Raw genomic sequence first — 17,880 nt, forward strand, 5'->3', positions numbered from 1 at the left:
GTGAGCGATTACCCATCCGGCCTGACCCTGCGGCCGATCGAGCGTTGGCCGGCACCACGAACCGAACAGCCCGGTCCGTCACCGTTCTCCGCCCCGTGGCGATCGACCCTGCAGCTCCTCGACCGTGAGCTTCGGGCGATCGGTTCAGGCAACCGACCAGCGACGGCGATCCTGCAGATCGCGATGCGCGAGCAAGACTTCCGAAACGATGGGCTTCCGAGAGCCAACGCGGTGCCGAAGCATCCCGGTGTGATCCTCTCGATCGAGTCGAGCAAGGGCCCGTTGTCGTTCCCGTGCGATCGGTTCACTCACTGGCAAGACAACCTGCGGGCGATCGCGCTGTCGTTGGAGGCGCTCCGCAAGGTCGACCGATTCGGCACCACACCGAATGCCGAGCAGTACACCGGGTTCCGTGCAATCGGATCGGCGAGCTCCACTCCCACTGAGTCGACCGCTCAGGCATTGCGTGCCCTCGAACTGATCGCATTCCCGGACACCGACGGCGTCGACCCATCCGGCATTGCCTCGTCCGACCGGATCAAGCGACTGGCGAAGGCGGCCACCCATCCGGATCGAACCGGCGGCGACAGCAACGCGTTCCAACGCGTGCAGGACCTGATCAAGATCCTCGGCTGGGATGAGGGCCGCGCATGAGCATCGACGTCGCCGCAACCACCTGCGTGTGCTCCCTCCCACACAAGCGCATCCCCGACAAGGGCGAGCCGTTCACCGCGGCCGACGGCAAGACCGGCGTCGGAGACGGGATGACCGCGGTCTGGGAACGAGCAGTCGACGGCGGCCGCGCGGTCACCGCGTCCCACGACGGCTCGACTCTCTGCCGCGGGCACCTCACCCGGCTGCAGGATCTCATCGCATCCACCCCGCGCACGGTGGAGTGGATGCGCGAGCAGATCGAGCCGTCGAACACCGCTCCGGATCGCAGTGCCGGATACACCAAACCGTCGAAGAAGGAACCGCCCCTGCCGATCTCCGCGGCCGCCGTCGACGCCGCCGACGAGGAACTGATCTTCCTGAGCGAGTGGGCAGACCAGATCGCGGCGGCCCGCGGCGAGATGGGACCGGACTTGACCGGCGCACGAACCACGTGGCGGTCGACGTACCGGCCGCTCGCACCATTGCAACAAGAGCGCCGCGTCGTCGGATTCCGCGCGATCGAACCGATCATGGTGAACCGCACCGTCAACTCGGTCACGAAGTACCTGCTCGATCGACTCGACTGGATCGCCGAGCAGGAATGGGCGGGGGAGATGATGGCCGAGCTCGGCGCGAACCGACGCTCACACACCAACCGGTGGCCACTCGGCGATACCTCGCGGCGCGCCAAGGGATTCCGGTGCATGGACTGCAACCGCGAATCCATCGTCGTCCACCCGCCAGCGCACGCACCGATGTACGAGGAGATCCCGGTGCTGCGGGAGCCGCCCGAGCACTACCCGCCCGGCGGTGTCGGCCCTCGGATGGAACCGGCCCCGTTCCCTCGGCTCGACGGGTACGGGCACCCGCTCCTCGACGACGCCGGCCAACCGGTCCTGCACGTCATCCGCCGGGAGCTGTACGCGCACCCGATGCTGGTCGCCTGCTCGGACCTCCGCTGCGGCGGCCGGGTCGACGAAGTGTATTGGAACTGGGCCAGTCTCGTCGCCGAGTCCGGCGCAGACATCCGAGACAAAGACATCCGCAGGAGAGCGATGGGCACCACGTCCGGAGCGAGCATCTACGAAGGGAACGGCTGGACATGAGCCAAGTCATCGTCGGAGGAACAATCGTGCTGTGGGCCGCGCCACGGTGGCGTCGAGCGCTCTACCGGATCGGCCTGAAACGGCATCATCGCTGGTTGGGTGATGTCGGTGGAAGCGCACGGATTACGGCCCACGGCAACGAAATCCTGGAACTCGCGTGTGAATGGTCGGACTACCGCAAGGAATACGGGACGAGAAACCTGCACCGCGAGCACGAAGCGTTCAAGGCTGGGTGGGAAGCAGCTCGCGGCAAGTCATTCGAGCCGGGACCGCTCCGATGAGCTCAGAGATCCGCTCGGCTGCTTGCAAGCACTGCGGGGAGCCCATCGAGTATTCGACTGACCGATGGCGTCACCTGACCCCAGGCTGGAAGGGAATGCTTTCCTGCCCCGCATACCTCGACCCACTCGACAGTCGCGGCCGACGCCAGATGGCCGCACCGAAGGAGACACCATGAGCGACCCGCGCATCGAACCACAGGACATCATCCAGATGGTGGAGTCGACGATTCCGGCGTGTGGTCGCTGCACGCTTTGGCGGCGCGGATCTACGCCCGCGGTTTCGAGGATGGCGAACGAGCCGAGAGCGAACGCAGCAACGCGCAGCGCCGACGTGAACGTGAAGCACGCATCACTGCCGAGAAGCGCGTTCCGATTTCGGGGGTGGTGTTGTGAGCACACCGGTCTGTCAGGACTGCGGCGTCGAGATGGTCACCATTCAAGGCCCGGAGAATTTGATGACGGTCAAGTGTCCGCGTTGCGGCGAGGGCTGGAATCCCGCTACCGAAGCTCTCGCGGAGAGCACACCAAACCCCACACACATCATTGCGGACGCCGTCGCGCAACTGGAAGCCGCAGCACCGAGCGCTGTTGCTGCGCATGTGATGTCGAAGCTGACGGACGCCGGTTACAGCATCATGCCCAGCGGGGACGTCGAGCTGCTGGAAAATATTCGCTGGACCGTCAATGGCTCTACGCCGATGGACCTCAATGACGAGTTCGCAGACGGTTTCAATGCCGCGATGCGCAACATTCATCGGATACTGCATCCCGCCGCTGCCGCCGAGGGGGAGAAGCCGTGAGCGCGCCACTACCGGAGGCTGTCATCGCAGGGCAGGTCGCCGATTCGATTGGACGCGCACTGTTCTCGGTCGTACGCGCCGAGGAGATGGACCGCAAGATGCCGGCCGTCACGCGTCCGGATCTCATTCGATGGATGCAACGGAACGGCTGGGTCCATCGGGCCGTGGGTTCGCTCGGTGGCATGTGGCAGCACATCGATACTCACACCGATGTCGGCGTGCCCTTCGTTCTCGACGCCGAGTATGAGCCACACATCCTGGCACGCCTGATCCGCTTCACTCACCTCGGTGAGGATCTCGACGCCCTCCGACGCGTCATCACGGCTACCCAGTTCGGTGCAGCGAAACCAAGAGCCGAGGCGCAGGCCGAGCCCAGATACGGGGGCATGGGTGCAGATCGCCGGGTCCAAGTCGGCGACACCGACTACGAGGTGGCGATCTACGAGGGGCGACTGACGATCTTCGGTTGTGACTGTTGCGAATCTGTGCCGACCGTAGACAACGCCGAAGCGATTAGGGATCTCATTGAGGAATGGATCCACTACACGCCGAAGGCGCACTGACCTATGGACGGTGCCGATCCTCTGGACGTGGACTCCGATCAGTACGTGACGCTTGGCGAAGCTGTGCGCCGGACCTCCCGATCGCGACCGACGATCTTGCGGTGGGTGAAGGCCGGCACGGTGCGGACGATCGAGCGTCGAGGCGTTCGCGGCTTCCATCTCGCCGATCTCGTTGACGCCGAAGCGGCGGCACATTACAACGCGGCTCGGACACGAAAACGGTAGAAGCGCTGTGACCAGCGTGTGGACATATGGTGGTGTACTCTTCGCGTAAGCGATCGGTGACTCCACGTCCCGGTCGCTTTGTCGTTCCCTGACTGAGGAGATCCAATGTGCCGCAGTGAGGAGCAGCGTGAAGCTGACGATGCGCTGACTGCCGCTATCGATCGTGTCTGGCTCGCGTACTACCCGGATACTGAGCCGGGCATTCTGATGGAGTATGTCGTCAACGCCAGGCGTCGAACCTTCGACAAGGATGACGGCAGCCCGCTCACCTCGAACGCGACGATGCCTCAGGATGGTGATGTGCCACTCGACACCATGCTTGGTCTTCAGATGTTCGGAGTGCTGCGGACGCAGGCTCAGATACAGCAGGACTGATGGCACGGGCATCCAAGCGTGTGTGCTCGGTGCCTGGGTGTCCGTCGATACAGGCTGGCCCACTGTGCACGGTGCATGCGCGTGAGCGGGAACGGTACCAACGAGCAACGGTGCCGACCAAGGTCACTCGCGATCGAGCTGAACAAGAGCGTCGAGCGCAGGCGGTCGCGGATTGGGTTGCCGTGCATGGCTATTGGTGTCCTGGTGTTCGCCGGCCAGGCCATGCGTCGCGGGACCTGACTGCGGCCCACGATCCACCGATCGCACTCGGCGGCGACCCGCACGGACCGCTGAAGGTGCACTGCCGAAGCTGTAACAGCAGGCAGGCTGCACGCTTCTGACCAGCGGAAACGCAGATGGTTCGCGTCGGTAACCAATGCTCTGACCTGCGGCGATGCACCCCAGGGGGGTGCCCCTACGGGGCCCTCCTCGAGGTTCGCCGTGGGGGAGGGCTCTCCGAGGTGCGGAGGGTTCAAGAAGTTCCAAAAAATCGAGAGGCCTGCCGATGCACGCGTCATACCTGCCGATGCACGAGTCACCGTCCGCGAGGTACGTGCGGCAGATGCAGACCTGGATGAATCCCGGTCTGGACTTCAGCCAGGAGAAGGCCGCCGAAAAAGAGCGCATCGCTCGACTGTTCGGCAAGGCCTTGCCTCCCGTCCAAGCTCAACACTGAAAGGAAACTGCGACATGCCAGCGCAGAATCTGAATCGCAACCGCAGTCGAATGAGTCATTGGCCGAGAAGGTTCCGTACTCGCCGCGTCGATCTCGACGCGATGCAGTTCCTCGGGTCATCGGCCAGCGGGAAAGACATCGTTAACTGGGTGTTTCTCAGTGGTGGTGTCGCGTCGTGGACCGAAGCCACGCCGGCCTTCGAATCGGACGACGGTATGCAAGGTTGTCCAGCGCAACCATGCAGGCTGACTGTCTGTCACGTCGAGGTCGTCCCGGGATCCTGGGTGTTGCTCATCGACGGTGAATGGACCGTGATGGACGATGCGCAGTTCCACGAGAGGTATCAGCCGTGGCCCTGATGGATCGATGGCACAACCTGGTCGCTGCATGCGTCCGGAAGCTCGCCCACCGAATGGGTTGGTTCTGATCGTTTCTCCCGCGGCGCACTGCTGCGGTGTCTGTTCGGCGCACTGCCGAACGTAGGAGTTGGTGGCGATGACGAATCACGGAGGTGCACGCAGCAGGTCCGGGCCGAAGCCGTCGATGTACTCGGCGCGTTCGGACGCTCGCGATCTGAAGGCAACTCGTCTGCCGGTCGAGGGTTACAGCGACGACTTCCCTCCGCTGTCGGAGTTTCTGCCCGATGCGTCCGAGCGTGAAGGCCTGGTGTGGGCCGAGGCCTGGACGACTCCGCAGGCTGCTCAGTGGATTCGCGAGCCGTACCGGTTCCGGACGATCGCGATGTGGGTTCGCTGGACCGTGAAGATGGAGGACCGGGAAGCGCCGGCCGCTGTTGCGTCCGCGGCGTTGCGTCTCGCTGACCAGATCGGTCTCACGCCGTCGGGTCTGAAGGAGAACGGCTGGGTGATCGTGCCCAAGGATCAGATCGTTCCGGAGTCGCCGCCGGCGAAACAGCGTGCAGCGGGCAAGGTCATCGAACGCACGACGGGAACCGGTCGCCGGTTGCGTGGTGTAGTCCGGTCCGATGGCAGCGACTGAGTCGTACGCCGTCGACTTTCCCACCCTCGCTGATGTTCTCGACCCCTGGTATCAGGCGCACTGCTCGATTCCCGACGGATTCAACGTCGGGGATCCGTTCGTCATGGCCGACTGGCAGTTCTGGTGCACCGCGAACCATTACCGGGTGAAGAAGTCCGCTCGGTGGCAGCCGCGGAAGCCGATGCTCAACCAGGCGTTCACATATCGGCGCTCGCAGATCGTCGGGCCGCAGAAGTCGGGCAAGGGTCCGTGGTCGGCGGCGGTGATCGCGGGCGAGGCCGTGGGTCCGACGTTGTTCGCCGGTTGGGCCGAGGACGGCGACGGGTACGCGTGCTCGGACTTCGGGTGTGGCTGCGGGTTCGAGCACGCATACAACCCGGGCGAGCCGATGGGTATGCCGTGGCCGACACCGATCATTCAGCTGACCGCGACGTCGGAGGATCAGGTCGACAACGTCTACGGACCGTTGACGACGATGATCGAGAACGGCCCGCTGTCGGAGCTCATGGGCATCCGGGAGAACTTCATCCGGCTACCGGGCAATGCCCGCGACTCGATGGTGGAGAAGGTCACCTCGAATGCACTGTCCCGCATCGGAAAGCGCGTCTCGTTCGTACTCAACGACGAGACCGGCCTGTACACGAAAGAGAACAAACTCGTCGACGTCGCTGATGCACAACGTCGAGGTGCGGCAGGTATGCAGGGCCGCACGATGGAAACCACGAACTGCTGGAATCCAGCGCAGCACTCGTATGCGCAGCGGACCTACGAATCGCGCATGAAAGACGTATTCAAGTTTTACCGGATGCCGCCGACTGGGTTGCGTTGGGAGAACAGGAAAGAACGTCGGGAACTGCTGCGGTTCGTGTATGCGGGTTGCCCGTGGATCTCGATCGATTCGATCGACGCCGAGGCCGAGGAAATTTCGGAGACCGACCCGCCGAAGGCGGAGCGGTGGTTCGGCAATCGCCTCGTCCAGGGTGTGGGTGCCTGGATGGATCAGGATGTCTGGGACGGTGCGTATGCGAGGGCCTGAGCGACTGTGGTTGCCGAATCCCAAGGCCGGGACTCAGATCTGCGTCGGCTTCGACGGCTCGGAGTCCAACGACTGGACTGCGATCCGCGCGCAGACGAAAGAGGGGTACTCGTTCACGCCGCGTTACGGTGACGAGCGGGCCCTGCGGCCGACGATCTGGAATCCGGCGGAGTACGGCGGCCAGATACCGCGTGATCAGCTCGAGGTGGCAGTCGAGCACATCTTCGACCGCTGGGATGTGGTCCGGATGTACTGCGACCCGGAGGGTTACTACTCCGAGATCGGGTCGTGGTCTGTGACGTACGGCGCGGACAAGGTGTTCGAGTGGCAGACCAACCGGCCTCGGCAGATGCACGAGGCGCTGCTGCGGTGCGAGACCGATCTGCGGAGCAAACGAATGACGCACGACGGGTGCCCGATCACGACCCGCCATGTCCTGAATGCACGCAACGTGCCGATGCCGTCGCAGCGGCACGGCATCCGCAAGCCGGTGGGTGAGCATCACCGCAAGATCGACGCGGCGGTGGCCACGGTCCTCGCCAACGAGGCCACGCAAGATGCGTTGGTCGCGGGCTGGCCGGATCCGGTCGATCAGCGCGTGTTCTTCTTCCGAAACCGAAAATGAAGGAGGGGTTGTGACAGCACCGATTCTGCGTACGACCCTGTCCTCGGAGCACCGGGACCTGATCGGCAAGATGAACGCGAGTCTGTCTCGCCTGCAGGCTGCCGACCGTCTGCACGATCTGTATTTCGAGGGCGATCAGCGGGTCAAGCAGCTCGGTATCGCTGTGCCCCCGGAGTTGCGGATGTTCGAGACCATCGCGAACTGGCCGCGGATGTACGTCGAGGAGATCGCGCGGCGGCAGCGAATCAAGTCTCTGATTCGACGCGATTCCAAGTCTGCGGTCGTCATCGACGAGGAGGGCAACGAAGAGCCACCGAAGGCGTCCCGCCAAGACATCGCCTTGCAGGAGAGCTTCGACGTCAACAATCTCGCCTCCGAGATCCGACTGCTGAACAAAGAGACGATGATCTACGGCCGCTGCTACATGACGGTCGGAACCAACGAGGACGATGCCGACCACCCGCTGATCTCGGTCGAGTCCCCATTGCAGATGTCGTGCCTGATCGACCAGCGGCGACGCCGGATGAAAGCAGCGTTCCGCCAGTTCCGCACGGACGACGGCGATCGTGTCGGCACGTTGTTCCTGCCAGATCAGACGATCCAGGTGATTGCCGGGCCGCGTGGCTGGCAGTACGACGAGGTGGGCGGCGACGCCGAGAACGAGGACGACAACGACGCCGTCGACGATCACCAACTCGGTGTCATTCCGGTCGTGCTGTTCCTGAACCGTCGTCGGCTGGGCAAGTGGACAGGCACGACCGAGATGAAGGACATCATGGGTCTGACCGACGCGTGTGCCCGCTCTCTGGCGAACATGCAGGTTGCCCAGGAGACGCACGGCACGCCCGGCAAATGGCTGCTCGGCGCGACGAAGGGCGACTTCGTCGATGAAGAGGGGCAGCCGATCCCACTGTGGGAGTCGTACTTCACTGCGATGGCTGCAACGGCCAAGGGTCCGCGCGATGCGATGTTCGGTCAATTCTCGGCATCGGATCTACGGAACTTCCACGACACGGTGAAGTTGTACGCGGGACTGGGCTCGTCTGTGACGGGTCTGCCGATCCGGTACTTCGGCCAGAACACTGCGAATCCCGCTGCCGAAGGTGCTATCCGGGCCGACGAGTCACGGATCAACGGCAACGCCGATGAGAAGAACGAGAGCCAGGGGACAGGAATCGGGTGGGTGATGGTGCTTGAGGAGCGATTCCGCACTGGTGAGTGGCCGGATAAGGGCACGGCGATCAAGGTCGAGTGGAAAGATCCCGCTACCGCAACGAAGGCCGAAGAGGCGGACCATATCCAGAAGCTCAACGGCGGCACACCGGTGTACTCCCGCGAAGGTTCGTGGGACGAGCTCGGCTGGGACGAGGCACGTAAGAGCCGCGAACGCCGTAACTTTGCGGCCGAGAGTGATCCGGTGCTGGACCGGCTCAATCGCAAGTTGACCGAGGTACCCAAACGCACCCCGGGAGACATCGATGATTCCGGAACCGGCAGCTGACAGTTACGTTCGCCAGCAAGGCATCCAGAACGACGTCATCGAGGCCGCAACGCAGATCTGGGGCCGTCGTCCGCCCCGCGATTTCGATGTGTGGTTCGCCGACAACGTCGATCGACTCGTTGCCGTCGTCGCTGCCGGACAGCAGGCTTCGGCCGTTGGCACCGACGAGTACGTCGCGGACACCCTCGACGCACTCGACACCGTCGTCGAGCCGATCGCGCAGGTCGATCCGGAAGGCCTGATCGGAGTTGCGTCCGACGGCCGCGCTCTGGACACGCTCATGTACTCGCCGATCATCACCGCGAAGGGCGAGATCAAAAAGGCGGTCGACCGCGGCCTCCCGATCGGCCCCGACGTGCTGTCGGCCGCGTGGGAGACAGGGCTGCGCATGACTCAGCTCCGGGCGCAGACGCAGGTCGCCGACGTCAACCGCGTCGCGACCGGGCTGAGTGTGACCGTGCGCCCGGACGTCGGGTACGTGCGGATGCTCAATCCGCCGTCGTGCTCGCGGTGTGCGGTGCTGGCTGGCCGGTTCTACCGATTCAGTAGCGGTTTCCTTCGGCACCCGTTCTGCGATTGCCGGCACATCGCGTCGACGGAGGACATCGCCGACGACCTCCGCACCGACCCGATGGACTACTTCGCCTCGCTCGATCCGCGGATGCAGGACAAGATCTTCACTCTCGCAGGGGCGCAGGCCATTCGCGAGGGCGCGGACATCGCGCAGGTCGTCAACGCGCGCCGCGGTGCGCACGGACTCGCCACCGCGGGCCGACTCGTTCGCCGTGACGTCTACGGGCAGAGCCTGTTCACCACGACCGAGGGCGTCACCAAGCGCGGTGTCGCAGGCAAGCTGATCCGACGCCGCGGCCGGACGCCGGAGACGACACCCAGGCTGATGCCCGAGGACATCTACGAGCTGTCGGGTGGCGATCGCGACGAGGCGCTCCGTCTCCTGCGGTTGAATGGCTACGTCCTCGACCGGTCGGGTCCTCGCTCTGGAATCGGATCACGAATTGGCCTGGTGCCCAATCTCGACGCGACCGTCAAGCCGCCGATGCCGGTGAAACCGCCCATGGTCGATCTCGATGCAGTGGCCGATTGGCTCGGAGCCGAGGACAAGTACAAGGCCGACGTCAAGAAATGGCTCGCGGCCGAAAAGAAGTACACCGCCGACGTGAAGAAGTGGCTCGCAGCGGAGAAGAAGTTCAACGCCTCGCGGATCCTGTCGCCCGCTACGCGCGAACTCGTCGCCACCGCCAAGGCGTCTCTGCCAGTGGACAGAGCCGGATGGCTCGACACAACGATCAAGTACCCGAAGGACCGTAACGGCGCAAAGCTGGTCCCCGAAGAGCTGCGGCGGCACCTCGACTCGACATTGTCTGTCGGTCGTGCCGTGCGCGACGATGCGATGAAACGCATCGCCAAGGACACACAGGTCAAGAGGCTACTGGCCGAGGAAAAGGAACTGGTCGCCAGCGGCGGTGCGTTTGCTCCGCGTCGCAACGAGATCTCCAAGCTCGTAGCCAAGCGCGAGCAACAGCTCATCCTCGACACGCTGCGGGAGATTCGCCAGATCGGTGGAGTGAAGCAGCCAGCAGTCATCGCCGACTTCGGCATATCGAGTGCAACAGCCGGCACTGCGGAAGGCTTGGCCTCTCTGCGCCGAGCAGAATCGATCTTCCCCGCAGATTGGTTGCGGACCGCATCTGCCAGCCGCTTGGATATCGGCAAAGCAGATCGAGCCTTCTATTCCGCAAATTACGACTACATCGCCGCTGACGCCAAGGACGAGAAGCCCAACTACCGCGGAGGTTTCGACTCCCATCCCGACGAGGTGATGGCACACGAACTGGGCCACCGCATGGAATCGAAGATCGACGGACTCACGCAGCTGGAGTTCGCCCTGCTTCGCTCCCGCTCCACGAAAGACGGGGTCCTCGAACAGCTCACCCGGGTGTATCCCAACGATGCTGCACTGGCCGCCGAGGTTGGGTACGAGGACGACTGGAAGGATCGGTACGCGGGCAAGTCGTACGCCGACGACTCCACGATGGCCGATCCGGCGCGCCGTCCTGCGGAAGTGTTCCAGGTAGGTTTGCAGGACACATTCGGACGCAGCAACACCAAGGGTGAGTTCGACGAGTCGAGTCAGCTACAGGAATTCGTGATCGGAGTGATGGCGCTTCTATGACCTGGAAAGTGACGTCCCAGACGGACCCGGAACGGTGGCTCGAGTCCACCGGCGGTATCGAGTTCACCGCCGACCCCGAGACAGTGTACGAGCTCGGCGATCTCGGCCAGCTGGTGTACCCGCTGACCCCGGTCGGCCCGGGGGTACGCGGAGTGCAGACACCGTCCGAACTGTTCGGTGCCGCGTGGTACGTCATTCCGTCACCTCGAGTGGCCGGCGACCATCCGCCTTACCCGGCCATTCCGAACGATCCTGACGTCATCTACTGACTGACTTTGCAAGGCCCCGAACGCAACTGCGGTCGGGGCCTTTCTCATGCCCGTGTCACGCGCGGGCCGTTTTCGCCTGACCCGCACTGGGGCAGGTATCACGCTGCCCGCACGGGGCGCACCACTAGGAGAAACCGCTCATGCGCAGAACCATCCTGTCCGACGAAATGTTCGCCTCGCTCGTCACCCGTGGCCGCCAGCCGGTCGTGTGGTCGGTCCAGCCGCTGCAGCAGCAGATGGACAAAGACGATCCCGACGACAAGGACGACCCTGACGACTCCGACGATCCGGACGACGACAAGGACGACCCCGACGACGACAAAGACGACGTCGACGACACCGACGATCCGGACGACGACAAGGACGACCCCGACGACAAGAAGTTGGGGCCGAAGGGTGAACGCGCTCTCGCTGCGATGAAGGAGAAGCTGCGCACCGAGCGGGCACGCCGCCGTGCGGCCGAAGCGAAGAACTCGGCTGCGGTAGTGGACGACAAGGCGAAAGAGGCGGAGCGGGACATTCTCGCGAAAGCCAACTCGCGAATTCTGCGTTCGGAAGTACGGGCCGCTGCTGCGGGCAAGCTCACCGACCCTGCCGACGCAATCAAGTTTCTCGACCTCGATCAGTTCGATGTCGGTGAAGACGGCGAAGTGGACGAGGACGAGATCGGGGATGCGATCGACGAACTGGTCAAGCGGAAGCCGTATTTGGCCGCGCAAAGCGGCGACCAGAAGAGAAGGCGTGCACCCAAGGGTGACCGCAGGCAGGGCGGTGGTGGTCGCGATGCGACCGGCACGGTGTCTGCCGGCCGCTCGCTGTACGAGGCCAAGAAGAAAAAAACCACCTAATCGAACTGACCTCTGAAGGAGGGACATTCACATGGATCTCAACGTCAAGCGCGAAGATTTCGGCCAGGACGATCGGTCGTGGCTCGCCACTGCACACGGCACCGAGACCGCGCGTCCGATCAACATCGACGTCGCGTCGTTCGCTGGCAAGGTCGTCGACGGCTGGATCAAGTCCGGGTACGCGCTCAAGAAGATCGGATCTCGCTACGGACTCCGGACCGATGGCGACGCCGACGCGATCGAGGGCCACCTCTACACCGCGGTGAAGGTTCCGGCCGGACTCTCGGTCGTCGCCGGCGCTTTGTACTGGCACGGCGCGGTCGTCACCGCAAAGCTGCCGCAGTCCGTCAACACCGCGGGGCAGGCAACTGCACGCGACATCCGATACTTCTAGGAAGGGGCTGAACAGCAATGGTGGCTCTGGTACTCAACAGCGACTACATTTCTCCCGCCGAACTGTCCGGCTACGTCCGCGAGGCGTTGAAGGACCGCCCGATCAACGATCTGGCGCTCGTCGACGATCTGCTCCCGGACACCCTGATCGACGACGTCGACTTCCGGGCGAACATCACCCAGCTCGGACTGCGACGTGCCGCGAAGTTCCGCACGTACGACACCGAGGCTCCGCAGTCCGCGCGCAAGGGCGTGGCGCGGATCTCCGGTGAGCTCCCTCCGATCTCGGAGAAGCGCATCCTCGGTGAGTACGACCGGCTGCGTCTGCGCAAGGCGGACAGCGCGATTCTCGACATCATCCTCAACGATGCCGTCGAACTGGCCGAGGCGCTCAAGACCCGCATGATCATGGCCAAGGCTCAGGCGGTCGTGACCAGCAAGGTCTCGCTCGCGCAGGACGGCCTAGAAGTCGAGGCCGACTTCCAGCGGTCGGCCGGTCACTCGGTCACCGCGGCGACGCTCTGGTCCGGCGCGGCCGATCCGATTCTCGATCAGGAGTCATGGTTCACCGTCTTCCGACTCCTCAACTCGGGCAACCCCGCCCGTGCGATCACCTCGCAGCGCGTGATGTCCACGCTCATGCGCAACCCGGTGATCAAGGCGATGTGCCTCGCTCCCGGTGCGACGCAGGGAATCGTCACGCGGGAACAGGTCAACGCCTTGTTCACCTCGTTCGGACATCCCCCCTTCGAGATCTTCGACGCCCAGGTCGAGGACTACAACGGCAACACGGTCCGCCTGATCCCGGACGACCGGATCCTGTACATCGCCTCGAACGGTGCCAAGCTCGGCGAAACCCTGTGGGGCATCACGGCCGAGGCCATCGAGTCCGACTACAACATCGACGCCACCGAAGCGCCGGGCATCGTGGTCGGCTCATACATCAACCCCGATCCGATTCAGCGTTGGACGAAGGCCTCGGGCATCGGCCTGCCGATCCTCGGCAACTCCAACGCGACGATGATTGCGAAGGTGCTCTGATGGCAAACCTCACCACGATCGTGCACGTTCCGGACGAGAACGGGACCTACCACATCTTCAACCCCGGTGACGAAGTGCCGGACTGGGCGGTCAAGGCGATTACCAACCCGACAGTGTGGGACGAACCGCCGGTGATCGCAGCCAAGACCACGGCCGCGAAGAAGACCGCGGCGAAGAAGGCAGCACCGCGCAAGGCAACGGTCGCCGCGGCCGCCGACGCCGGAACTGGCTCCGACGCCACCGGTGGTGACACCGACGGAGACGGTGACAATGCGGACGGCGGCGACAGCAGCGGCGAGGACGCAGACTCGTCGGGTGGCGGAGACAACGCCGACTCGACTGCTGCCGACTCGTCGGCGTCCATCGGGGACTGACCGATGGCGTCGACGGATCCGCTGATCACCGTCGACCACATTCGTGACGCCAGCCAGGAAAGCTTTCCCGAGGACGCGAACTCCCCGGAGCTGAAGCAACTTCAGTTCCTCATTCGGTTCGCGTCCGGGAAGGCCCGCAACGACGTGCGCCGCACGTCAGGGCTGGACCTCGATCGCGGACTCGCAGAGGGCCTGCTCGACCGAGACGTGATGATCGGCGTGATGTCGGTGGCGGTCATCCGCGCACTGACAAACTTCCGGCGAGGCCTCGGCGTGAAGTCGATGCAATTTCCGGAAGAGACGACCGAGTTCGATCTCGCTCCGGACGCGTCGTCGCTGGTGTACTTCACACCGAGCGAAATCGCGGACCTCACACCGATGCCCGCCAAGGGCGGACTCGAATCGTCGTCGTTCTCAATCTCGCCGTCCTACGCACCGGACCGCCGACCGCAACACTTCCGTCGGGACTTTCTCACATGAGGCGGTACCCGCAGAACTGGTCGGTGCTCCGCGAGAACCCTCCGGTCTACGACGAGTCGACAGGCAACAAGATTCCGGTCCCGCCGACGGCAGTTCCGGTCACCGGACTGCTGTCGCTGCGTTTCCTCGAGACGAAGCAAGAGCAGCTTCCCGGAGAGCTGACGACCAGTCAGATGGTGCTGCAGCTCAACGCTCCGGTACCGGGCGGACTGAACGGCCGGGACCGACTCCGCTTCGACGGTGATACCCGCACGGCCGGACCGGACGCGACCGACATCGTCGAGGTCGGTCAGATCGTGTACGTCCGTGGCCGGCCGAAAGAGCGACGGTCGGCCGCCGGAGGCCCGGTGCAGTACGTGGTGGCAATCGTCGAGCACGGATCGGATATGGCCTCGAACCCAGAGTTGACCCCGTAACCGAAAGCGAGTGATCCGCAATGGATCAGCCCGAAGCGCATCAGCCGAAACCGCAACCGCCCTACCCGACGACGTCGCATTTTGTGGTGACGCAGTTGGCCAAGGATCTCGACGGTCTGGCGTTCGGTGCGGCCGATTGGCATTTCAACTTCAGGACCGACCCGAACTATTACGCGTCACTCGCGCAGGCAGTGCTCAACGCACAGGCCGGGTGGTTCCTCGACATGCGGACCCGCGAATGGGTTCTGCGTGAACAGCTTTCCGATGAACAGAAGGCAATGACCTGACCTGTCCCGGTCGGGTCGCCCGCACTTACGAAGGAGATTGACCACCATGGCCGATACCGAAAACACCGAGCCGTCCGCTCAGCCGATCGTCGTGTGGACCGACGACAAGGGGCGCAGGCACCACGCCGCCGAGGGCACGTTCGCTCACAAGGCGTACCTGGCCGAGGAAAAGCTGAAGGAGGGCAAGACTGCTGCGGCCGCCGAGCCCGACGCCGACGCAGACCAGGGCGGGGATGCTGACGTCGCTAAGACCGACGCATCCGTTCCCGCGACTCCTGCCGAGCTGACCTCGACACCGGGTGGTCGGCCTGCCGGGCCGCCGAAGGCCGCCGCGCCCAAGTCGTCCTGATGTCTGCTCGCCTGACCATCTTTCCGGGGCAGGTACGCGAGCAGGTCACCGCGACAACGATCGAGGGTCGCATCGCAATCGCGACGGAGATCGTCGACGAGGCGCGCGCAGCTGCCCCGGTCGACACCGGCTACTTCCAGTCGGAGTTCCTGGTGGAGTACGAGGGTAGGCGGGTGTTCGCGGTGAACGCGGCCGACGACGCCAGCTACATCGAGTACGGCACTCTCGATACTCCGCCGGCGGCGGTGATGACCGATGCGGCTCGCGCGCACGGTAAGTACTCCGGCTGGACTCCGCGATGACGCCGAAGGTGCGAATCCCGTTCGCTCCCGGTGCCGTTCGTGAAGCGCTGCAGGCGGACGGCGATCTCACCGAACATGTTCCTCTGAGCTTGATCACCACTCGTGACATTCCCGAGAACATCGTCCGGCCGTTCATCGTCATCCGCGGCGCTGGCAATCGGGGTGATGACCCGATGCTGCGCAAGCCGTTCGTACAGATCGACGTGTTCGCTCCGCCGCCGGCCATTCTTCGGGCCGAGCCGTACCCGATCAACGCTGATCCCGAGGAAGTTGCATGGGATCTCGCTGGTCTGTGTGGGGAGATCATCGGTCACACGACCGCCCGGCAGTTCCGGAATTGCTCGTGGAACGGCCGATGGGTCGACGGTCCCGGTATCGGCCCCCAGATCGACAAGTCCCGCGGTGAGAACATGCCGCTCTACCGCCAGACGGTGCGAGTCGAATTGACCGTCACCGTCCGAGAACACCCCACTTTCTGGTGGGCGTGAACTCCGGTCCGGGGTGTCCTGGCATGCGCCCCGGGCCGGACCCAAACATCGAGCTCACGGACGTGGGCCGAAACGCTGAAAGGAATCACCCGTGAGCAACCACGCCGATCCGAACCTTGCAGTCGTCTACCTCGACTGCGACTTCTACCGGGCACCCGCCGGTACTCTGCTCCCCACGAATCCGTTCGCCGACAACCCAGTCACCGGCACAGCGCCCGGCGTGGCATGGGATCCGTTCGGTGGTCTGCAGATGGGCTTCGATATGACGCCCTCGCAGGACATCAAGAAGCACCGAGTGATGAACTTCCGCAAGTCCGCCTACGGTGTGACGTCCTCGCCCCGCGACGACACGCTGAAGTTCAAGGCGACGGACCGCTCGAAGGCCACGTTCCTGACGATGCTCGAGGGTGGCGAGGTCATCGAGCTCAGCACCGGAAACTACGAGTACAAGAAGGGCAACGGCGAGGAATTCGCCGTGCTCGCAGTCTGCCGTGACATCACCGCCAACGCGTGGTTCTACTGCGAACGTACCCGCCTCGGCACCCCGCCCCCGCGCTCGTTCAAGGGCGAGGATCTCGACGGTTGGGAGTTCGAGCTGATCGCGCTGAACGAGGTCCGTGAGGGCGGCGACGCCAACCCGCTCGCTCCCTGATTCCACATCCCACCCGGCTAGGTAAGGAACTCGAATTCACATGCCAGAGAACAAGAGCAAGAACAAGGACCCCCGCCCCGTCGACACCGACGAGGCGGGGGCTCCGCCTCAGCCCGAAGAGGACACGACCAACGACGCGGAAGAACGTCGGGAACCGTTCGACCTCGAATCGGTCCTCGCGGTCGGCGGTCCACCGGTCAAATTGCCGATCGAGTGGAACGACTACCGCCCGGTGCCGATCGTGTTCGACGGCGTCGAGTACGTGATCGGGCGACGGTACTCGGCCAAGACCGTGCGCAAGTTCTTCAAGCTGATGCGTACGACGGGCGAGGATGTCGCGGACCAGATCCTCGGCGTAGTTCTCACGGAGGGCGACCCGAAGCAGCTGTGGAAGGACCTCGGTGTGCTGTCGATGCCGGAGTCGGACAAGCTGTTCGCCACCATCTACAAGATCGCCGGCCTGATGAGTCTGTCGGGGAAATTCTTGGCGTCCTAGCCACCCTCGACGACGAGGAAGGTTGGGACGCAGCACTCGCCGCGGTGCGGGCACACTGCCACCTCGATCTCCGCGAGGCCATGGAATCGATGCTCTGCGCGGACCTCGCCGCGCTGGTCGAATACGCACTCGCACGAGACGATCAGCAGGGTCGCACGGACGAGAACATCGCAATGCTCCTCGACCGCGACAACTTCGAGCTCGATTCGCTGTACTCGCAGTGGACCACGGACCCAAACGATCCCGAGGTCAAAGCGGCCGCGGCCGACCGGAAGCGCCGCGGAATCAAGCCATCGCCGCAGCCGCTGATCTATCCGATCGCCCTCCGCCGCCCGGAACTCGCGGACATCTACATCAAGCAGTACACCGAAGCGGTGCAACGGTATTCGGCTCCGCAGTCCGATCGAAAGCTCACCTTGGCCGAAGTTCTGCGAATGCGAAAGAGGTGAT

General features: G+C 64.0%; 28 protein-coding genes. All 28 read left to right on the top strand.

What is annotated here, in order from left to right:
* The 28 genes from NY08_RS25055 (at nt 1) to NY08_RS02630 (ending at nt 17,879) form a co-directional block, all read left to right on the top strand.
* Complete coding sequence (locus tag NY08_RS25055; RefSeq protein ID WP_052683950.1) at nt 1-654, top strand: hypothetical protein; 654 nt, start codon at nt 1-3, stop codon at nt 652-654.
* Nucleotides 651-1,760, top strand: a complete 1,110-nt coding sequence (locus tag NY08_RS02500) for a hypothetical protein (RefSeq protein ID WP_045194721.1) — start codon at nt 651-653, stop codon at nt 1,758-1,760. The genes NY08_RS25055 and NY08_RS02500 overlap by 4 nt, the downstream gene beginning before the upstream one ends.
* Complete coding sequence (locus NY08_RS02505; RefSeq protein WP_045194723.1) at nt 1,757-2,041, top strand: hypothetical protein; 285 nt, start codon at nt 1,757-1,759, stop codon at nt 2,039-2,041. The genes NY08_RS02500 and NY08_RS02505 overlap by 4 nt, the downstream gene beginning before the upstream one ends.
* Before the next feature lie 234 nt (nt 2,042-2,275).
* Nucleotides 2,276-2,434 carry a hypothetical protein gene (locus NY08_RS26180; RefSeq protein ID WP_162484859.1) on the top strand — a complete coding sequence of 53 codons (159 nt, stop codon included), beginning with the start codon at nt 2,276-2,278 and terminating at the stop codon, nt 2,432-2,434.
* The gene (locus NY08_RS02515; RefSeq protein ID WP_045194725.1) at nt 2,431-2,841 is read left to right on the top strand and encodes a hypothetical protein; all 411 of its coding nucleotides are present in this window, start codon (nt 2,431-2,433) and stop codon (nt 2,839-2,841) included. The genes NY08_RS26180 and NY08_RS02515 overlap by 4 nt, the downstream gene beginning before the upstream one ends.
* Complete coding sequence (locus NY08_RS02520; RefSeq protein WP_045194727.1) at nt 2,838-3,404, top strand: hypothetical protein; 567 nt, start codon at nt 2,838-2,840, stop codon at nt 3,402-3,404. Before NY08_RS02515 ends, NY08_RS02520 begins: the two co-directional genes overlap by 4 nt.
* Before the next feature lie 330 nt (nt 3,405-3,734).
* Nucleotides 3,735-4,004, top strand: a complete 270-nt coding sequence (locus NY08_RS02530) for a hypothetical protein (RefSeq protein ID WP_045194730.1) — start codon at nt 3,735-3,737, stop codon at nt 4,002-4,004.
* A 505-nt stretch (nt 4,005-4,509) separates the two neighbouring features.
* Entirely contained in the window at nt 4,510-4,680 is a 171-nt protein-coding gene (locus NY08_RS26000) for a hypothetical protein (protein ID WP_158462504.1), read from the top strand.
* Nucleotides 4,681-4,694: 14 nt separating this feature from the next.
* Nucleotides 4,695-5,039: a hypothetical protein gene (locus tag NY08_RS02535; protein ID WP_144407299.1), complete on the top strand. Its 345-nt coding sequence runs from the start codon at nt 4,695-4,697 to the stop codon at nt 5,037-5,039.
* 136 nt (nt 5,040-5,175) lie between these two features.
* A complete protein-coding gene (locus NY08_RS26185; RefSeq protein ID WP_045194732.1) occupies nt 5,176-5,679 on the top strand; it encodes a hypothetical protein in 504 nt (167 codons plus the stop codon).
* On the top strand, nt 5,666-6,715 hold the full coding sequence (locus tag NY08_RS26195; protein ID WP_045194733.1) for a hypothetical protein: 1,050 nt from the start codon (nt 5,666-5,668) through the stop codon (nt 6,713-6,715). The genes NY08_RS26185 and NY08_RS26195 overlap by 14 nt, the downstream gene beginning before the upstream one ends.
* Entirely contained in the window at nt 6,702-7,340 is a 639-nt protein-coding gene (locus tag NY08_RS26200) for a hypothetical protein (RefSeq protein ID WP_045194734.1), read from the top strand. Before NY08_RS26195 ends, NY08_RS26200 begins: the two co-directional genes overlap by 14 nt.
* A gap of 10 nt (nt 7,341-7,350) precedes the next feature.
* On the top strand, nt 7,351-8,841 hold the full coding sequence (locus NY08_RS02555) for a phage portal protein (RefSeq protein ID WP_235387079.1): 1,491 nt from the start codon (nt 7,351-7,353) through the stop codon (nt 8,839-8,841).
* Entirely contained in the window at nt 8,819-11,035 is a 2,217-nt protein-coding gene (locus NY08_RS26205) for a hypothetical protein (RefSeq protein WP_052683698.1), read from the top strand. Before NY08_RS02555 ends, NY08_RS26205 begins: the two co-directional genes overlap by 23 nt.
* Before the next feature lie 8 nt (nt 11,036-11,043).
* On the top strand, nt 11,044-11,304 hold the full coding sequence (locus tag NY08_RS02565; RefSeq protein ID WP_144407300.1) for a hypothetical protein: 261 nt from the start codon (nt 11,044-11,046) through the stop codon (nt 11,302-11,304).
* Nucleotides 11,305-11,444: 140 nt separating this feature from the next.
* On the top strand, nt 11,445-12,152 hold the full coding sequence (locus tag NY08_RS26005) for a hypothetical protein (protein ID WP_158462506.1): 708 nt from the start codon (nt 11,445-11,447) through the stop codon (nt 12,150-12,152).
* A gap of 31 nt (nt 12,153-12,183) precedes the next feature.
* Nucleotides 12,184-12,546 carry a hypothetical protein gene (locus NY08_RS02575; RefSeq protein WP_045194747.1) on the top strand — a complete coding sequence of 121 codons (363 nt, stop codon included), beginning with the start codon at nt 12,184-12,186 and terminating at the stop codon, nt 12,544-12,546.
* A gap of 17 nt (nt 12,547-12,563) precedes the next feature.
* Entirely contained in the window at nt 12,564-13,586 is a 1,023-nt protein-coding gene (locus NY08_RS02580; RefSeq protein WP_045194749.1) for a major capsid protein, read from the top strand.
* Complete coding sequence (locus tag NY08_RS02585; RefSeq protein ID WP_045194750.1) at nt 13,586-13,960, top strand: hypothetical protein; 375 nt, start codon at nt 13,586-13,588, stop codon at nt 13,958-13,960. The genes NY08_RS02580 and NY08_RS02585 overlap by 1 nt, the downstream gene beginning before the upstream one ends.
* 3 nt (nt 13,961-13,963) lie before the next feature.
* Complete coding sequence (locus tag NY08_RS02590) at nt 13,964-14,440, top strand: hypothetical protein (protein WP_052683699.1); 477 nt, start codon at nt 13,964-13,966, stop codon at nt 14,438-14,440.
* On the top strand, nt 14,437-14,856 hold the full coding sequence (locus NY08_RS25065; RefSeq protein WP_052683700.1) for a hypothetical protein: 420 nt from the start codon (nt 14,437-14,439) through the stop codon (nt 14,854-14,856). Before NY08_RS02590 ends, NY08_RS25065 begins: the two co-directional genes overlap by 4 nt.
* Before the next feature lie 20 nt (nt 14,857-14,876).
* Nucleotides 14,877-15,143 (top strand): hypothetical protein, encoded by a 267-nt coding sequence (locus tag NY08_RS02600; RefSeq protein ID WP_045194751.1) that lies wholly within the window; start codon nt 14,877-14,879, stop codon nt 15,141-15,143.
* A gap of 46 nt (nt 15,144-15,189) precedes the next feature.
* Nucleotides 15,190-15,492, top strand: coding sequence for a hypothetical protein (locus NY08_RS02605; protein ID WP_045194752.1), 303 nt, complete (start codon nt 15,190-15,192; stop codon nt 15,490-15,492).
* Complete coding sequence (locus NY08_RS02610) at nt 15,492-15,794, top strand: HK97 gp10 family phage protein (protein ID WP_032394500.1); 303 nt, start codon at nt 15,492-15,494, stop codon at nt 15,792-15,794. Before NY08_RS02605 ends, NY08_RS02610 begins: the two co-directional genes overlap by 1 nt.
* Nucleotides 15,791-16,282: a hypothetical protein gene (locus NY08_RS02615; RefSeq protein WP_045194754.1), complete on the top strand. Its 492-nt coding sequence runs from the start codon at nt 15,791-15,793 to the stop codon at nt 16,280-16,282. The genes NY08_RS02610 and NY08_RS02615 overlap by 4 nt, the downstream gene beginning before the upstream one ends.
* 91 nt (nt 16,283-16,373) lie before the next feature.
* Entirely contained in the window at nt 16,374-16,934 is a 561-nt protein-coding gene (locus NY08_RS02620) for a hypothetical protein (RefSeq protein ID WP_045194755.1), read from the top strand.
* A gap of 40 nt (nt 16,935-16,974) precedes the next feature.
* Nucleotides 16,975-17,430 (top strand): hypothetical protein, encoded by a 456-nt coding sequence (locus NY08_RS02625; protein WP_045194757.1) that lies wholly within the window; start codon nt 16,975-16,977, stop codon nt 17,428-17,430.
* Between the two features lie 44 nt (nt 17,431-17,474).
* The gene (locus NY08_RS02630) at nt 17,475-17,879 is read left to right on the top strand and encodes a hypothetical protein (protein ID WP_144407302.1); all 405 of its coding nucleotides are present in this window, start codon (nt 17,475-17,477) and stop codon (nt 17,877-17,879) included.
* Nucleotide 17,880: the final 1 nt, after the last annotated feature.

This window comes from Rhodococcus sp. B7740 (genome assembly GCF_000954115.1).
Classification (GTDB): Bacteria; Actinomycetota; Actinomycetes; order Mycobacteriales; family Mycobacteriaceae; genus Rhodococcoides.

Excerpts from the sequence above, each read along its gene's own strand:
- NY08_RS02590 (WP_052683699.1), top strand. The coding sequence starts at position 13,964 with ATGGCGTCGACGGATCCGCTGATCACCGTCGACCACATTCGTGACGCC.
- NY08_RS02580 (WP_045194749.1), top strand. The coding sequence starts at position 12,564 with ATGGTGGCTCTGGTACTCAACAGCGACTACATTTCTCCCGCCGAACTG.
- NY08_RS26185 (WP_045194732.1), top strand. The coding sequence starts at position 5,176 with ATGACGAATCACGGAGGTGCACGCAGCAGGTCCGGGCCGAAGCCGTCG.
- NY08_RS02535 (WP_144407299.1), top strand. The coding sequence starts at position 4,695 with ATGCCAGCGCAGAATCTGAATCGCAACCGCAGTCGAATGAGTCATTGG.
- NY08_RS26200 (WP_045194734.1), top strand. The coding sequence starts at position 6,702 with ATGCGAGGGCCTGAGCGACTGTGGTTGCCGAATCCCAAGGCCGGGACT.
- NY08_RS02615 (WP_045194754.1), top strand. The coding sequence starts at position 15,791 with ATGACGCCGAAGGTGCGAATCCCGTTCGCTCCCGGTGCCGTTCGTGAA.
- NY08_RS02600 (WP_045194751.1), top strand. The coding sequence starts at position 14,877 with ATGGATCAGCCCGAAGCGCATCAGCCGAAACCGCAACCGCCCTACCCG.
- NY08_RS02530 (WP_045194730.1), top strand. The coding sequence starts at position 3,735 with ATGTGCCGCAGTGAGGAGCAGCGTGAAGCTGACGATGCGCTGACTGCC.
- NY08_RS02605 (WP_045194752.1), top strand. The coding sequence starts at position 15,190 with ATGGCCGATACCGAAAACACCGAGCCGTCCGCTCAGCCGATCGTCGTG.
- NY08_RS02575 (WP_045194747.1), top strand. The coding sequence starts at position 12,184 with ATGGATCTCAACGTCAAGCGCGAAGATTTCGGCCAGGACGATCGGTCG.
- NY08_RS26205 (WP_052683698.1), top strand. The coding sequence starts at position 8,819 with ATGATTCCGGAACCGGCAGCTGACAGTTACGTTCGCCAGCAAGGCATC.
- NY08_RS02505 (WP_045194723.1), top strand. The coding sequence starts at position 1,757 with ATGAGCCAAGTCATCGTCGGAGGAACAATCGTGCTGTGGGCCGCGCCA.
- NY08_RS26000 (WP_158462504.1), top strand. The coding sequence starts at position 4,510 with ATGCACGCGTCATACCTGCCGATGCACGAGTCACCGTCCGCGAGGTAC.
- NY08_RS02625 (WP_045194757.1), top strand. The coding sequence starts at position 16,975 with ATGCCAGAGAACAAGAGCAAGAACAAGGACCCCCGCCCCGTCGACACC.
- NY08_RS25065 (WP_052683700.1), top strand. The coding sequence starts at position 14,437 with ATGAGGCGGTACCCGCAGAACTGGTCGGTGCTCCGCGAGAACCCTCCG.
- NY08_RS26005 (WP_158462506.1), top strand. The coding sequence starts at position 11,445 with ATGCGCAGAACCATCCTGTCCGACGAAATGTTCGCCTCGCTCGTCACC.
- NY08_RS02585 (WP_045194750.1), top strand. The coding sequence starts at position 13,586 with ATGGCAAACCTCACCACGATCGTGCACGTTCCGGACGAGAACGGGACC.
- NY08_RS02500 (WP_045194721.1), top strand. The coding sequence starts at position 651 with ATGAGCATCGACGTCGCCGCAACCACCTGCGTGTGCTCCCTCCCACAC.
- NY08_RS02610 (WP_032394500.1), top strand. The coding sequence starts at position 15,492 with ATGTCTGCTCGCCTGACCATCTTTCCGGGGCAGGTACGCGAGCAGGTC.
- NY08_RS26195 (WP_045194733.1), top strand. The coding sequence starts at position 5,666 with ATGGCAGCGACTGAGTCGTACGCCGTCGACTTTCCCACCCTCGCTGAT.